This is a genomic window from Halomonas sp. (assembly GCF_014859505.1).
Classification (GTDB): domain Bacteria; phylum Pseudomonadota; class Gammaproteobacteria; order Pseudomonadales; family Halomonadaceae; genus Halomonas.
In genome coordinates this window covers 1-13,660 of record NZ_JACUUD010000080.1, presented here as the reverse complement: position 1 = coordinate 13,660, position 13,660 = coordinate 1, and the positions used below count along the sequence as shown (strand labels likewise).

The 13,660-nt window shown below is 71.5% G+C and carries 16 protein-coding genes, 1 pseudogene and 1 riboswitch; of the genes and pseudogenes, 12 read left to right on the top strand and 5 right to left on the bottom strand.

Features of this window, described 5'->3' with window-relative positions; all coding sequences use genetic code 11:
• The coding region (gene gloA / locus IBX53_RS11105; protein ID WP_290909158.1) for a lactoylglutathione lyase at nt 1-506 on the bottom strand (506 nt) is incomplete at its 3' end.
• Nucleotides 507-714: 208 nt separating this feature from the next.
• Between gloA and IBX53_RS11100 the strand changes: the two genes are divergently transcribed.
• Nucleotides 715-1,059, top strand: coding sequence for a hypothetical protein (locus tag IBX53_RS11100; RefSeq protein ID WP_290909156.1), 345 nt, complete (start codon nt 715-717; stop codon nt 1,057-1,059).
• Between the two features lie 78 nt (nt 1,060-1,137).
• Nucleotides 1,138-1,269: pseudogene (locus IBX53_RS11095) on the top strand (NlpC/P60 family protein); the annotation flags it as partial.
• On the opposite strand, the gene IBX53_RS11090 reads toward IBX53_RS11095, so the two are convergent.
• Entirely contained in the window at nt 1,224-1,589 is a 366-nt protein-coding gene (locus IBX53_RS11090; protein ID WP_290909154.1) for an ATP-binding protein, read from the bottom strand. The pseudogene IBX53_RS11095 and the gene IBX53_RS11090 sit on opposite strands and share 46 nt — an antisense overlap.
• 88 nt (nt 1,590-1,677) lie before the next feature.
• On the opposite strand from IBX53_RS11090, the gene IBX53_RS11085 reads away from it, so the two are divergent.
• From IBX53_RS11085 to thiE, 10 genes are all read left to right on the top strand, one after another.
• Nucleotides 1,678-2,340 (top strand): thermostable hemolysin, encoded by a 663-nt coding sequence (locus IBX53_RS11085; RefSeq protein WP_290909152.1) that lies wholly within the window; start codon nt 1,678-1,680, stop codon nt 2,338-2,340.
• Nucleotides 2,324-3,799: an AMP-binding protein gene (locus tag IBX53_RS11080; RefSeq protein WP_290909150.1), complete on the top strand. Its 1,476-nt coding sequence runs from the start codon at nt 2,324-2,326 to the stop codon at nt 3,797-3,799. Before IBX53_RS11085 ends, IBX53_RS11080 begins: the two co-directional genes overlap by 17 nt.
• Nucleotides 3,796-4,488 (top strand): iron-containing redox enzyme family protein, encoded by a 693-nt coding sequence (locus IBX53_RS11075; protein WP_290909148.1) that lies wholly within the window; start codon nt 3,796-3,798, stop codon nt 4,486-4,488. The genes IBX53_RS11080 and IBX53_RS11075 overlap by 4 nt, the downstream gene beginning before the upstream one ends.
• Nucleotides 4,475-5,317, top strand: a complete 843-nt coding sequence (locus tag IBX53_RS11070; protein ID WP_290909145.1) for an SDR family oxidoreductase — start codon at nt 4,475-4,477, stop codon at nt 5,315-5,317. The genes IBX53_RS11075 and IBX53_RS11070 overlap by 14 nt, the downstream gene beginning before the upstream one ends.
• Entirely contained in the window at nt 5,314-5,997 is a 684-nt protein-coding gene (locus IBX53_RS11065) for a hypothetical protein (protein ID WP_290909143.1), read from the top strand. The genes IBX53_RS11070 and IBX53_RS11065 overlap by 4 nt, the downstream gene beginning before the upstream one ends.
• Before the next feature lie 7 nt (nt 5,998-6,004).
• Nucleotides 6,005-6,685 (top strand): response regulator transcription factor, encoded by a 681-nt coding sequence (locus tag IBX53_RS11060; RefSeq protein WP_290909141.1) that lies wholly within the window; start codon nt 6,005-6,007, stop codon nt 6,683-6,685.
• Nucleotides 6,682-8,067: an ATP-binding protein gene (locus tag IBX53_RS11055; RefSeq protein WP_290909138.1), complete on the top strand. Its 1,386-nt coding sequence runs from the start codon at nt 6,682-6,684 to the stop codon at nt 8,065-8,067. Before IBX53_RS11060 ends, IBX53_RS11055 begins: the two co-directional genes overlap by 4 nt.
• 178 nt (nt 8,068-8,245) lie before the next feature.
• A complete protein-coding gene (locus tag IBX53_RS11050; RefSeq protein WP_290909136.1) occupies nt 8,246-8,506 on the top strand; it encodes a hypothetical protein in 261 nt (86 codons plus the stop codon).
• Between the two features lie 41 nt (nt 8,507-8,547).
• Nucleotides 8,548-8,650, top strand: a riboswitch (TPP riboswitch).
• A 35-nt stretch (nt 8,651-8,685) separates the two neighbouring features.
• Nucleotides 8,686-9,507 carry a hydroxyethylthiazole kinase gene (thiM, locus tag IBX53_RS11045; RefSeq protein WP_290909134.1) on the top strand — a complete coding sequence of 274 codons (822 nt, stop codon included), beginning with the start codon at nt 8,686-8,688 and terminating at the stop codon, nt 9,505-9,507.
• Nucleotides 9,497-10,108 carry a thiamine phosphate synthase gene (thiE, locus tag IBX53_RS11040; RefSeq protein ID WP_290909132.1) on the top strand — a complete coding sequence of 204 codons (612 nt, stop codon included), beginning with the start codon at nt 9,497-9,499 and terminating at the stop codon, nt 10,106-10,108. The genes thiM and thiE overlap by 11 nt, the downstream gene beginning before the upstream one ends.
• Nucleotides 10,109-10,114: 6 nt before the next feature.
• Here thiE and IBX53_RS11035 read toward each other — a convergent pair whose 3' ends face one another.
• The 3 genes from IBX53_RS11035 to IBX53_RS11025 form a co-directional block, all read right to left on the bottom strand.
• A complete protein-coding gene (locus tag IBX53_RS11035) occupies nt 10,115-10,990 on the bottom strand; it encodes a DMT family transporter (protein WP_290909130.1) in 876 nt (291 codons plus the stop codon).
• A 126-nt stretch (nt 10,991-11,116) separates the two neighbouring features.
• Nucleotides 11,117-12,508 carry a serine hydrolase gene (locus IBX53_RS11030; RefSeq protein WP_290909128.1) on the bottom strand — a complete coding sequence of 464 codons (1,392 nt, stop codon included), beginning with the start codon at nt 12,506-12,508 and terminating at the stop codon, nt 11,117-11,119.
• Between the two features lie 145 nt (nt 12,509-12,653).
• Nucleotides 12,654-13,660, bottom strand: a 1,007-nt coding sequence (locus tag IBX53_RS11025; protein ID WP_367171587.1) for an ABC transporter ATP-binding protein, incomplete at its 5' end; no start/stop codon positions are given.

Genomic DNA, 13,660 nt, shown 5'->3' with positions numbered 1-13,660 from the left:
GCCTGGACCACCTCGATCCAGTAGCCGTCGACGTCCTTCACGAACACCACGTTCTTCATCTTGCCCTGATCGGCGCGCTTGACGAACTCGACGCCGTTGGCGTCGAACCAGGCCTCGGCGGCCTCCAGATCCGGCACGCTGAAGCAGATGTGGCCGAAGCCCTGGGGCTCGGCGTTGCCGTCGTGGTAGGCGAAGTCGGCCTGGTTCTCGGTGCCCCAGTTGTGGGTCAGCTCCAGCAGCCCCGTCTGGCTGAAGGTCCAGACGGTGCGCTCGTCCGATTCTTCGGGCACCGCGTCACCCTCCTCCAGCCTGGCCAGGAAGTAGAGCGAGAACTGCATCTCATCGAAGTCGAGGCGGCGCAGCACCCGCATGCCGAACACCCGGGTATAGAAGGCCAGTGCCTTCTCGGGATCCTTCACCCGCAGCATGGTGTGATTGAGCCGAAAGCCTGCGCTGTCGGCGGTGGGGGTCTGGACGCCGGGGTGCTGCTCACCCTTGAAGCTCATGGGCAACTCCTGTCTGCAAAAGAGAATGTTCCCCCTGAGCATGGGGACAGCGGCGGAATAATTCCAGTGATGGCGGACACATCTTGTACAACATCTCAACGAAATAAAAGAAATCGCTCGACTCGCGAAATAATCGCGGCAAAATCGCCAAATTAGTTCTACAGTTGCTGTACAAAAACGCCAACACCCAGAGACCGGAGATTTCCCCATGTCTGCCCATGCCTACCAGCTGAGTGACCACATCACCCTCAAGGAGCTGGCCCGCGCCCTCTCCCAGGGCTTCTCGCCCATCGTCGAAGTGGAATCCATGGATGGCATCTACACGGTACGCCTCCACCATGGCACCGGCGTCTCGGAGCTCTCGGATCCCGCAGGGCACACCCTGACCTTCCTCGGCACCGGTGAGATCCGCGACCAGCTCGGCGGGATCGGCCTGACCCACGGCGTGCTGACCTGGTCGGACCAGTGCGGCGACGAGATGATCGGCGTGCCGGGCCATGCGATGACACCGGACGAGATGCTCGCCAATGGCACCCGCATCGCCTTCCGCTGAGGCTTCCCGAGTCATGTGGCAGAGGCTAATGTAGAGGCATGTCCGACTCTGCGGAGCACCCCCGCATGCCCACCCTGCCACGTGGGCATCTACCGCGGTGACGGCCAGATGATCCACGCCCCGGGCCGCGGCCGCCGGGTCGAGACGGCGCCGGTGGAGATCGCCTATTGGCAGGAGCGCTTCCTGGGCGCCGCCGCCGCGGCGCCCTGAGCCTTCGACAGGGGCCCCGCCGGCAGCCAGACCCGGGCCGCCAACCCGCCGAATGCTGCGCGCCCGAGCGTGAACCGCCCCCCGTACAGGGCCACCAGATCGCCCACGATGGCCAGGCCCAGGCCGCTGCCGGGCTCCTGCTCGTCGAGCCGCACCCCTCGCGCCATGGCCTGGTGCCGCTGGACCTCGCTCATGCCGGGACCATCGTCCGACACTTCGAGCCAGCACTCGTCCCCTTCCTCGCCGCCGCTCAGCACCACCCGGGTGGCCGCCCAGCGCAGGGCATTCTCCAGCAGGTTGCCGACCAGCTCCTGAATCATCCGTACGTTCGGAAGCCCCTCGAATCGCTTAAGCCTTCGTTAAGCTGCCGGGGCCAGGCTGTCGGTGACACGTCATGGAGACGCCCCGATGCCTGAACCGAGATACCTGCCCTGCTTGCCGGCCACGGCCACCCCCTCGCCGCTGCACTGGCGGGAGGCCCGGCACTGGACCCAGCGGCGCCGCCTGGAACACCTGATCCGCCGCCGCTTCGCCGAGGAGCATGGCGCCGCCATCACCCAGCTGCTGCCACGCCTCTTCGGCCTGTGGCAGGGCGACCAGCCCCTGGCCGCAGTGGGGGTGCGCTCGGCGGCGAGCGGCCCGCTGTTCCAGGAGCGCTACCTGGACGTCGCCGCCGAGCGCCTGCTGGCCGAGCGCTTCGCTCGCCCCGTGGCCCGTCACCAGGTCGCCGAGATCGGCAACCTGGCGAGCCGCCGCCCCGGCCTGCAGCGCCCACTCTTCCTGCACCTGGTGGACCAGCTTGGCCGCGAGGGCATCGGCTGGCTGCTGTTCACCGCCACCCCCGAGGTGGCCAACGGCATCCGCCGCCTGGGCCTCACCCTCGAGCCGGTGATGGTCGCCGACCCGGCATGCCTCGGCGACGAGCGGGCCTGCTGGGGCCACTACTACGAGCGCCGCCCCTGGGTGATGGCCGGGGACCTGCGCCGCGCCCATCGCGAGCTGAGAGAGCGCGGCCTGCTGCCCTCGTTCCCTCCCCGTGCGGCGGAGGTGACCCATGCGCACCTCGCCTGAGGCCTTCCTCGCACGGCTGGTCCGCCACGCCGAGGAGCGACCGGCCGGCATCGCGCTGGAGGAGGGCCACCGGCAGGTCACCTTCGCCGCGCTGCCGGGCGAGATCGAGGCGCGCCGGCGCCGCCTGCATGATTGCGGCAACCGGCGGGTCGCCCTGGCCCTGGACAACGGCGTCGACTGGGCGCTGTGGGACCTGGCGCTGCTTCAGGACCAGCGGGTGGCAGTCCCGGTGCCCGCCTTCTTCAGCGCTGCCCAGCGCCGCCACCTGGTGGATGCCGCCGGGCTGGACGCCTGGATCGGCCCCGGCGGCGAGGCCCTTGGCTTCGCCGCCACGCGGGACCCGGCCATCGCCACCCGGTGCGTCGCCGCCCCCCCGGCCCTGCATGCCGGCACCACCCGCATCACCTTCACCTCCGGCACCAGCGGCCACCCCAGGGGGGTCTGCCTGGATGCCGCCGCACCGCTCACGGTGGCCACCAGCATCTCCGAGGCATTGGCGGGGCTTGGCATCGAGCGCCACCTGGCGATGCTGCCGCTCGCCACCCTGCTGGAAAACATCGGCGGCCTCTACGTGCCGCTGTGGCTAGGCGCTACCGCCTGCCTGCCAGGGGTCGCCGAGCTGGGTTGGCAGGGAGCGAGCGGCTTTGACCCGCGCCGGGCGCTGGCCACCCTCGACGCCTGCCGGCCCCACAGCCTGATCCTGGTGCCCCAGCTGCTCCAGGCGCTGGTGGCGGCGCGTCCGAAGGCCCCCACAAGCCTGCGCTTCGTGGCGGTGGGCGGGGCGCGGGTCGCCGACACCCTGCTGGCGCATGCCCGGCGCGGCGGCTGGCCCGTCTTCGAGGGCTATGGCCTCTCGGAGTGCGCCTCGGTGGTGTGCCTCAACCGCCCCGGCGAGCCCGCCCGCGGCGTGGGCCGGCCGCTGACCCATGCCGAGGTGCGCCTGGCCGACGACGGCGAGGTGCAGGTCCGTGGAGCCACCCAGCTTGGCTACCTGGGTGAGCCGGCGCCCGCCTCAGCATGGCACGCCACCGGCGACCTGGGGCGCTGGGACGGCGACGCTCTGGTGCTGGAGGGCCGCCGCCGCGAGGTCTTCATCACTACCTACGGCCGCAACGTCGACCCCCAGTGGGTGGAGGGCGAGCTCTGCGCCCGACCCGCCATCGCCCAGGCCCTGGTCCACGGCGAGGCGCTGCCCGCCAACCGCGCGCTGCTGGTGCCCGCCTCGCCCGAGGTCGACGACGACGCCCTGGCCGCCGCGGTGGCCGAGGCCAACGCCGGCCTGCCCGACTACGCCCGTGTCCACGAATGGCGGCGCAGCGCCCCGTTCACCCCCGATAACCACCAGCTGACGGCCAACGGCCGACTGCGTCGCGCCGCCATCCTCGCCGCCCATGGCGACTGGCTGTGCGCCTCCCCGTCCTGCCACCTGCTCGACACCCACGAAGGAGTGACCCCATGACCCCCTACCAGCAACTGCAGCACGCCACCCGCGAAGAACGCGACTGGCTGCTTGCCACCCCACTGCTGACCCGCGCCCTGGAAGGCCGCGTCAGCCGTGGCGAGTACCTCGCCTTCCTCGGCCAGGCCTACCACCACGTGCGCTTCACGGTGCCGCTGATGATGGCCTGCGGCGCCCGCCTGCCGGAACGGCTGGGCTGGCTGCGCGGCGCCCTGGTGGAGTACATCGAGGAGGAGCACGGCCACGAGCAATGGATCCTCGACGACATCCGCGCCGCCGGCGGTGACCCCGAGGCGGCCGCGGCACGCCCGGCGGACTCTGCCACCCGGCTGATGGTGGCCGCCGTGCGCGACGCGATCGAGCACGGCAACCCGGTGGGCTTCTTCGGCATGGTCCAGGTGCTGGAGGGCACCAGCACGGCGCTGGCCACCCAGGCCGCCGAACGGCTGCAGGTGAGCCTCGGCCTGCCCGACGACGCGGTGCGCTACCTGACCTCCCACGGCAGCCTGGATATCGGCCACCTGGCCTTCTTCGAGGGGCTGGTGAACCGCCTGGAGGAACCTGACCTGGCGGCGGTGATCGACACCGCGCGACTGGTCTACCGCCTCTACGGCGCCATGTTCCGCGGCATCGAGGCGAGCTGTGCCGGCGGCAGCGCCGCCCGGGAGCTCTCCGATGCTCTGGTTTGATCGCCTCGCCGGCCGCCCGCGGCTGCCGGAGGGGGGCTGGCCCGCCCAGCGGGTGCTGATCACCGGGGCCAGCGGTGGCATCGGCCAGGCGCTGGTGGACGAACTGGCCGCCGCCGGCGCCCGGCTGCTGATCACCGGCCGACGGGCGGAGGCCCTGGAGGCCGCAGCGGCCCGCCACCCCGACCAGGTCACCGCGCTGCCCGCCGACCTGACCCGCGCCGAGGCGCGCGCCCGGCTGGTGGCCGCGGCGGACCGGGCGGGCATCACCATGCTGATCAACGCCGCCGGGGTGAACCGGGTGGCGCTCTTCACCGAGGGCTCCGATGCCGAGCTCGAGCGGCTCATCACCCTCAACCTCACCGCCACCCTGCAGCTGACCCGAGCCCTGCTCCCCCGGCTGATGGCGGCGCGCCAGGGCTGGGTGATCACCCTGGGCTCCACCTTCGGCACCCTGGGCTACCCCGGCCAGGTCGGCTACTGCGCCACCAAGTTCGCCCTGCGCGGCTTCAGCCAGGCCCTGCGCCGGGAGCTCGCCGACACCCGGGTGCGGGTACTGCACGTCTCGCCCCGGGCCACCCGCACCGCCATGAACGCCCCCGAAGTGGAGGCCATGAACGCGGCCCTGGGCAACGCCATGGACAGCCCCGCCCGGGTCGCCCAGGCGGTGCGCCACGCCGTGGAACGCGGCCGTCAGGAGGCCCAGCTGGGCGGCCCGGAGCGCCTCTTCGTGCGCCTCAACGCCCTGCTGCCGGGGGTGGTCGACCGCGCCCTGGCGCGCCAGCTCCCCGTCATCCGCCGCTTCCTCGATACCCCGGAGACCAAGCCATGAACGCTCGACGACTCGCTCGCCTTCCCCTCCTGCGCCTTGCCGCCGTGCTGCTTGTCGCCGGCCTCGGCGGCCTCTCCGCCATCGCCGCCCTGGCCGCGGACGACGAAACCCTGACGGACCCGGCGGTGGTCCGGCTCCAGGCGCGCTGGGCCGAGATCCGCTACCGGCTGCCCGACGACCAGCAGGCCAAGGCCCTGGCCGAGCTGGGGGACGAGGCCGAACGTCAGCTGGCCGACCACCCCGACTCCGCCGAGCGGCTGATCTGGGCCGGCATCGTGCGCTCCAGCCAGGCCGGCGCCGAGGGCGGGCTGGGGGCGCTCGGCCTGGTCAAGCAGGCCCGCCGCCACCTGGAGGCCGCCCTGGCGCAGGACCCGCTGGCGCTGGAGGGCTCCGCCTACACCAGCCTGGGGGCGCTCTACTACCAGGTGCCGGGCTGGCCGCTCGGCTTCGGCGACGACGACAAGGCCGAGTGGCACCTCAGGCGGGCGCTAGCCATCAACCCCGACGGGCTCGACAGCCTCTACTTCTGGGGCGACTATCTGCACCAGCAGGGTCGCGACACCGAGGCGCGCCAGGCCCTGGAGAAGGCCCTGCAGGCGCCGCCCCGGCCCGGCCGCGAGCTCGCCGATGACGGCCGCCGCGAGGAAGTCCGCCACCTGCTGTCACGACTGGAGAAATGACGACCCGATGCGCATCCTGCTGGTCGAGGATGACCCGAGCCTGGCCTCGGGCATCCGCCTGGCCCTCAAGCCCGAGCACTACACCGTGGACCACCTCGCCGATGGCGCCTTGGCGCTGGCCGCCCTGCAGGGCAATGAGCCCTTCGACGCGGTGATCCTCGACCTGGGCCTGCCCGGGCTCGATGGCATGCGGGTGCTGGAGGGCGCGCGGCGCGGCGGCAACCGGGTGCCGGTGCTGGTGCTGACCGCCCGTGACGCCGTGGACGACCGGATCGCCGGGCTGGATGCCGGTGCCGACGACTACCTGGTCAAGCCCTTCGAGGTCGCCGAGCTCAAGGCCCGCCTGCGCGCTCTGTTGCGCCGCAGCCAGGGCCAGGCGAGCCCGCTGCTGGAGTGCCGGGGCATCCGCCTCGACCCCGCCAGCCGGGAGGTGTGCTACCGCGGCGAGGCGGTCCCGCTGTCGCGCCGCGAGTTCACCCTGCTCCAGGAGTTCATGGGCCACCCGGGGCGGGTCTTCACCCGCGACACCCTGACCCGGCTGGTCTACGGCTGGGAGGAGGACGTGGAGAGCAACGCCATCGAGGTGCATGTCCACCACCTGCGTCGCAAGCTCTCTCCCGCGCTGATCCGCACGGTGCGCGGCATCGGCTATGTGATGGACCGAGCCCCCCGGGAGGCCGAGGCGTGACCTCCATCCGCCGCCGCACCCTGGGGCTGGTGCTGCTGGTGTTCGGGGCCAGCATGCTGGCCATCGGCCTGGTCAGCTACCGCTACGCCGCCCACGAGATCGAGGAGCTCTACGACGCCAGCCTGGCCCAGAACGCCCGCCTGCTGGAGGGGCTGATCCAGGCGCCGCTGCCGGAGGAGCAGCGCGAGGCGCTGCTGGCCAGCCTGGAGAGCGCCCTGGCGCGCGCCGAGCAATCGGACAAGGACCTTCCCGGCCACCGCTACGAGAGCAGGCTGGCTTTCCAGCTGTGGGAGGGGGAGCGGCTGCTACTGCGCTCGGCCAGCGCCCCGACGGCCCCCTTCACCGGGGCGCCACCCGGCTATGCCAGCAGCCGGGTGGCGGACCACGACTGGCGGGTCTATGTGCTGGACGTGGCCGAGTCGTCGCGGCGCATCATGGTCGCCGAGCGCGACGATGTGCGCGGCGAGCTGACCCGCGCCGTGGCCCTGCGCACCCTGCTGCCGGACCTGGTCGGCCTGCCGCTGCTGGCGCTGCTGCTGTGGTGGGCCACCGGCCGGGGGCTGCGCCCGCTGTCGCGGCTGGCGGCGGCGATCCGCCAGCGCGATCCCCACAACCTGCAGCCGCTGGTGATGCACCCCCTGCCCCGGGAGCTGGACACCATCGTCGGCGCCCTGAATCGGCTGCTGGAGCGCCTCCGCCGGCTGCGAGTGCGCGAGAAGCGCTTCATCGCCGATGCCGCCCACGAGTTGCGCACCCCATTGGCGGTGCTCGACCTGCACGCCCAGAACGCCCTGGCCGCCGAGGACCCCGACGACCGTCGCGAGGCGTTGGAGGAGCTGCGCAGCGGCGTGGCCCGGGCCACCCGGCTGGTCAGCCAGCTGCTGACCCTGGCGCGCCTGGAGCCCGAGGCGGAGGAGCAGGGGGCGGGCGCCCGGGTCGCCTGCGACCTGCTGGCCGAGGTGCGCGAGGCGCTGGCCGAGCTCTCGCCGCTGGCGGTGGAGCGCGGCCAGACACTGGAGCTCGCCGCCGAGGAGGGGGGCGACTGGCGGCTGGCGGCCGAGCCGGGCGCCATCGGCACCCTGGTGCAGAACCTGGTCGGCAACGCCCTGCGCTACACCCCTGACGGGAGCCGGGTGACGGTGACCCTGGCGGCCAACGACGCCCGGCTGATACTGAGCGTGGACGACCAGGGCCCGGGGATTCCCGCCACGCAGCGCGAGCGCGTCACCGAGCGCTTCCATCGCGCGGGTGCCGGGGCCGGCGCCGGCCTGGGGCTCTCCATCGTGGAACGCCTGCTGGCCCGCCATGGCGGCAGCCTCGCCCTGGCGGAGGCTCCCGGCGGCGGGCTGCGCGCCGTGGCGACGCTACCGCGGCGTCCCTAGCCAAGCAGGGAAAGCGAGGCGGGCCGCCGGCGATACCGGTGGCCCAGCCGCTCAATCCGCAACGACGGCGTCACACTCCGGTCATGGCGCCGTAAGCCATCCTTAAGGAAGGGGCGCCACAGTCGAATGTGATGACAGATCCCTGACGCGAGGCGACACCATGACCCGGAGCACAACGATGTTACCCGATGCCACGCCCACCATCGAAAACCGCGCCATCCTGCCGCTGCTGCTCGCCGGCCTGGCGCTGCTGGCCCTGGGCGTGCTGGCGGCCGGCCTGGATCCCCTGGAGCTGCCCATGGGCCTGGTCGCCCTGGGGGCCGCGACGACCGTCCTGCTGGGCCCCGAACCGTGGCGGGGCGAGGAGTCACTGGAGGCCTCCAACAGCCTGGTGCTGGCCAGCCTGATCACCCTGGTGGGCCTCCACCTGCTGGGCTGAGGCCGGGCTTTACAGCGGCGCGGCCGACGGGGATAGTGAGGCGATGACGACAGGGGCGCCGCGCAGCAAGACCCGCGCGGCTGAGAGGCACCCTTCGAACCTGACCCGGATCATGCCGGCGGAGGGAGTCGTGCAGCCCGGCGCTCGCCTGACTGCACCTCCCGCGCCCGGGAGGCCCCATGCTCACCCCCCTTACCCCCTCGCTGGATGTCGCCGCCCACCTGACACGGGTGCGCGAGCGCGCCCCGCTGATCCACAACATCACCAACCTGGTGGCCATGAACACCATGGCCAACGTGCTGCTGGCCATCGGCGCCTCGCCGGCCATGGTCCACGCCCGGGAGGAGGCCGCGGAGTTCACCGCCATCGCCGACGCCCTGACGGTCAATATCGGCACTCTCTCGCCCCACTGGGTGGAGGCCATGCACGAGGCCGCCGAAGCGGCCCGCCTGACCGGCAAGCCCTGGGTGCTGGACCCGGTGGCGGTGGGCGCCACCGCCTACCGCCGGGAGACCGGCGCGCGACTGCTGGAGCGACTGCCCACGGTGATCCGCGGCAACGCCTCGGAGATCATCGCCCTGGAGGCCCGCGGGGCCGGCGGGCGCGGCGTCGACAGCAGCGACCCGGCCGAGGCCGCCGAGCAGGCCGCCGTGCGCCTGGCCCGGCGCATCGGCGGCGTAGTGGCGGTGACCGGCGAGGTGGATCGCGTCACCGATGGCCGGCGTCTGGCACACCTGGCCGGCGGCCACCCGCTGATGCCGAAGGTGACCACCCTGGGCTGCTCGCTCACCGGCGTGGTGGCCGCCTTTCTGGTGGGCGCCGAGGATCCCTTCGAGGCGACCGTGGCGGCGCTGGCCTGCTACGCCGCGGCAGGGGAGCTCGCCGGCGAGAGCGCCAGGGGCCCGGGAAGCTTCGCCGTGGCCTTCCTCGACGCCCTGCATGCCCTGGATGACGACACCCTCGAGGGTCGCCTGCGACTGGAGATGACCGATGCGACTTGATCTATCCCTGTATCTCGTCACCGACCCCGGCCTGTGCGCCGAGCAAGGCCTGATAGAGACCGTGGTGGCCGCGGTGCGCGGCGGGGTGACGGTGGTACAGCTGCGCGACAAGCACGCCAGCGATGGCGAGATGATCGACCAGGCGCGCCGGCTCAAGGCAGCCCTGGCCGGCAGCGGCGTGCCGCTGATCATCAACGACCGCCTGGCGGTGGCCGTGGAGAGCGGCGCCGACGGCCTGCATATCGGCCAGGACGACGGCGAGGTGGCCGCCGCCCGCGCGGCGCTGGCCGAGCGCGCCCTGCTCGGCCTCTCGGTGCAGACCCCGGGGCAGCTCGCCCGGGTCGACGCCGAGCGGCTCGATTACCTGGGGCTGGGACCGGTGTTCGCCACCCCCAGCAAGCAGGACCACGCCGAGCCGCTGGGCTTCGCGGGGCTGGCCGCACTGGTGGCGGCCAGCCCCCTGCCGGCGGTGGCCATCGGCGGGCTCAAGGCCGAGCACGTGATGGCGGTGCGCCAGGCCGGCGCCGGGGGCCTGGCGGTGATCTCGGCGATCTGCGGCCGCTCCGACCCGGAGGCCGCGGCCCGCGACTTCTTCGTCTGAGCCCTGTCAGGAGGTCGGGCGGCGCTTGAGGGTCGTGCGGCCCTCACGGTAGGCGATGGCCAGGCCGCTGCCGATGATCAGGGCGCTGCCGACGAAGACCCAGATATCCGGCATCTCGCCCCAGAACCACCAGCCCAGCAGCACCGCCCAGAGCATGGCGCTGTAGTCGAAGGGCGCGGCGATGGCCGCCGGGGCATGGCGGAAGGCCAGGGTGATGAAGGCGGTGGCCCCCACGCCGAACAGCCCCGAGCCCATGAAGGCCAGCCAGTGCCAGGGATGGGGCGTCTGCCACACCCAGGGCAGCGCCAGGGCGGTCAGCAGGAACGGCACCAAGGTCATGTAGAAGACCATGGCCCAGAGGTGCTCGCTGGCCCCCCAGCGCCGCGCGGTGATCATCATCAGCGCATAGAAGACTGCCGCGCCGATCAGCGCCAGGGCGCCGGGGTCGAAGGCCGCCCCTCCGGGACGCACCACGATCAGCACCCCCAGGAAGCCCACCAGAGACGCCACCAGCACCGGCCCCTCGATGCGCTCCCCGAGCAGCGGCACCGAGAGCAGGGTGACGAACAGCGGCGCCACGAAGGCGATGGCGGTGGCCTCGGCCAGGGGCAGCAGGGTCAGGCCGAGCACGAAGCAGAACATGGTCCCGGTGTAGATCAGCCCGCGCAGCAGGTGCACCCCGGGGCGCCGGGTACGCAGCTTGCGCAGGCCTCCGCCGAAGTGGGCCAGCGCGGCGATCATCGGCAGCGAGACCAGGGTCCGGAAGAAGATGATCTGCAGCGGCGAATGCACCTCGCCCAGCCACTTGGCGATGGCGTCACCGATGGCCAGGCAGAGCACGCCGAGGCACATGAAGCCGATCCCCTTGAATGACGGTGACATATCCCCTCCCTGTCGACCCTGAGGCTGGCCCAAAGACACCACCCCGCCGACCAGAGGCCGGCGGGGTGGTTGTCCTGGGAGGCTAGCGGCTCTGCCGGCGGACGACAAGGCCGTGCTGAAGGGCTCTCAGAAGCTCGCGTTGATCACCATGCAGTCCATGCCCTCGCTGGCCAGGCTGCGACAGGCCCGATAGGCCTGGTTCTCATCGAGGTTGACCAGTCGGGCGCGGAAGATGGCCTGGGAGCCCATCACCTCGTCGATATCCACCCGGGCATTGAAGAGATCCTGGCTGAGCCGGTCGGCGGCGCGGCTGGCGTGCTGGCGCGCATTGTCGGGATTGGAGAAGGCGCCGACCTGCACGCCCCAGCTGGCGCTTGACCCCACCGGCTCGAGCCGATGCAGGGTCTCGCTGCGCTGGGCGGCGGAGGGCTCCGCACGGGTCATCAGCTCGCGGATCGGGTCGTTGGCGGAGCCCTGGGCGGTCTGCGGCAGCGAGGGCCGAGCCGAGGGCAGCGGCTCCGGCACCGGCAGGCTGGCCAGCTGACGAACGGGCTCGGGCGCCGAGCGGCTGGCCATCTGCAGCTCGGACTGACGGGCCGGCGTCACGGGAACCGCCGCAGGTGCGCCCTCCATGCTCATGCGATCGCCGGAGAAGTCCGCCTGGGCGACCCAGTCGCCGCGACCATAGAGCGAAGCGCGCACGAAGCCGCGGTCGAGCAGGTCGGCCATGTGGGTATCCCGCGAGGCGGCGGTGAAGCCCCCCATCACCACCGAGACCAGGCGGCGGCCATTGCGTACCGCCGAGGTGGCCACGTTGAAGCCCGAGGCGCGGATGAAGCCGGTCTTCATGCCATCCGCTCCGGGGTAGCTACCGAGCAGACGGTTGTGACCGGTGATGGTCTGGCCATTCCAGGTGAAGCGGGTCTGGGAGAAATAGTGATAGTACTGGGGAAAGTCCTGCATCAGCCGGATTGACAGGGTCGCCATGTCACGGGCCGTCGTGGTCTGAGCGGCATCCGGCAGGCCATTGGGGTTGCGAAAGGTGGTGTGATGCATCCCCAGCTGTCGCGCCTTGTCGGTCATCATGCGACCGAAGTTCGCCTCGTTGCCACCCAGCGCCTCGGCCACCACCACCGCCACATCGTTGGCGGAGCGGATCACCAGTGCCTGGATGGCGGTCTCCACGGGCAGGGTCGAACCGGCCTTCACGTAGAGCTTGGACGCCTGCTTGGAGGCCGCATAGGAGGAAACCTGAAGCGGCGAATCGAGACGCAGCTCTCCCCGCTCCAGCCGCTCGAAGAGCAGGTAGAGCGTCATCATCTTGGTCAGTGACGCCGGATAGCGGGTCTCGTCGGCATTGGCGGCATGCAGCACTTCGCCGCTCTCGACATCGACCACGATGGCGGCGTAGCGCGGATTGGCCTGTGCCGTGCTGCTCATGACGATGCCGAGGCACGCCACCAGCAGCATTGCGCCGACAAGCTGCCCCCGTAGCCGAGTGATCGCTGCGGTCACCATAATGCGTTCCTTCTCAAGTCCCCTGCGTGCCGTTACGAACGGCAACGTCTCGTACATGCATTATGAACGTGAATGCCCCCCTGTACAGGGCGAGAAGCCAGGAAAAGGGGCGGTTTTCCTCTCTTTCACATTTGTCAGGGACACTTCAGTCGATACGCCCCTCCTCTACCGCGTGGCAGGCCACCTCGCTGCCATCGCTTCTGGCGATCAGCGCCGGCACCTCGGCCCGGCAGCGCTCGTTGGCATGGGGGCAGCGCGGGTGGAAGGCACAGCCCGAGGGCGGGTGCACCGGGTTGGGCACCTCGCCCTCGATCATGGTGCGCTCGCGACCCTCGCCCTCCAGCGACGGCACCGCCGCCAGCAGCATCCGCGAATAGGGATGGTGGGGCGTGGCGAACAACTGGTCGGCGGGAGCGATCTCGGCGATGCGCCCCAGGTACATCACCGCGATGCGGTCGGCCATGTGCTTGACCACCGCCATGTCATGGCTGATGAAAAGGTAGGTGAGCCCGTACTGCTGCTGCAGGTCCTTCATCAGGTTGAGGATCTGCGCCTGCACCGAGACGTCCAGCGCCGAGGTGGGCTCGTCGCAGACCATGAACTCCGGTTCGTTGGCCAAGGCGCGGGCGATGGAGATGCGCTGGCGCTGGCCGCCGGAGAACTCATGGGGATAGCGCAGCGCGTCTGCCGCCGACATGCCCACCTGCTCGAGCAGCTCGCCCACCCGGCGGCGCCGGTCCACGCCGCTCATCTCGGGGCGGAAGAAGCGCAGCGGCTCGCCGATGATGGTACCCACCCGCCACAGCGGATTGAGGCTGGCGTAGGGGTCCTGGAAGATCATCTGGAAGCGCTGGCGGATCGCCGCCGACTGGCGGCCCGAGCGCCCGGCCAGGTCGCTGATGTCCTGGCCATCGAAGACCAGCCGGCCGCGGGTCAGGCCGTAGAGCCCGACGATCAACCGCGCCACGGTGGACTTGCCGCAGCCGGACTCGCCCACCAGGGCGACGGTCTCGCCGCGGCGGATGGTCAGGCTCACGCCGTCCACCGCCTTCAGCGTCAGCTTCTCGGCGCGCTCCAGCACCCGGTTGAGCCAGGGCCTGGAGACATCGAAGTGGCGCGCCAGGTCGCTGGCCTCGAGCAGCACCTCGCCGC

What these genes read in the sequence shown, in the direction of transcription:
- IBX53_RS11100 (WP_290909156.1), top strand. Translation starts at nt 715, where the DNA reads ATGTCTGCCCATGCCTACCAGCTGAGTGACCACATCACCCTCAAGGAG.
- IBX53_RS11090 (WP_290909154.1), bottom strand. Translation starts at nt 1,589, where the DNA reads ATGATTCAGGAGCTGGTCGGCAACCTGCTGGAGAATGCCCTGCGCTGG.
- IBX53_RS11085 (WP_290909152.1), top strand. Translation starts at nt 1,678, where the DNA reads ATGCCTGAACCGAGATACCTGCCCTGCTTGCCGGCCACGGCCACCCCC.
- IBX53_RS11080 (WP_290909150.1), top strand. Translation starts at nt 2,324, where the DNA reads ATGCGCACCTCGCCTGAGGCCTTCCTCGCACGGCTGGTCCGCCACGCC.
- IBX53_RS11075 (WP_290909148.1), top strand. Translation starts at nt 3,796, where the DNA reads ATGACCCCCTACCAGCAACTGCAGCACGCCACCCGCGAAGAACGCGAC.
- IBX53_RS11070 (WP_290909145.1), top strand. Translation starts at nt 4,475, where the DNA reads ATGCTCTGGTTTGATCGCCTCGCCGGCCGCCCGCGGCTGCCGGAGGGG.
- IBX53_RS11065 (WP_290909143.1), top strand. Translation starts at nt 5,314, where the DNA reads ATGAACGCTCGACGACTCGCTCGCCTTCCCCTCCTGCGCCTTGCCGCC.
- IBX53_RS11060 (WP_290909141.1), top strand. Translation starts at nt 6,005, where the DNA reads ATGCGCATCCTGCTGGTCGAGGATGACCCGAGCCTGGCCTCGGGCATC.
- IBX53_RS11050 (WP_290909136.1), top strand. Translation starts at nt 8,246, where the DNA reads ATGTTACCCGATGCCACGCCCACCATCGAAAACCGCGCCATCCTGCCG.
- thiM (WP_290909134.1), top strand. Translation starts at nt 8,686, where the DNA reads ATGCTCACCCCCCTTACCCCCTCGCTGGATGTCGCCGCCCACCTGACA.
- thiE (WP_290909132.1), top strand. Translation starts at nt 9,497, where the DNA reads ATGCGACTTGATCTATCCCTGTATCTCGTCACCGACCCCGGCCTGTGC.
- IBX53_RS11035 (WP_290909130.1), bottom strand. Translation starts at nt 10,990, where the DNA reads ATGTCACCGTCATTCAAGGGGATCGGCTTCATGTGCCTCGGCGTGCTC.
- IBX53_RS11030 (WP_290909128.1), bottom strand. Translation starts at nt 12,508, where the DNA reads ATGGTGACCGCAGCGATCACTCGGCTACGGGGGCAGCTTGTCGGCGCA.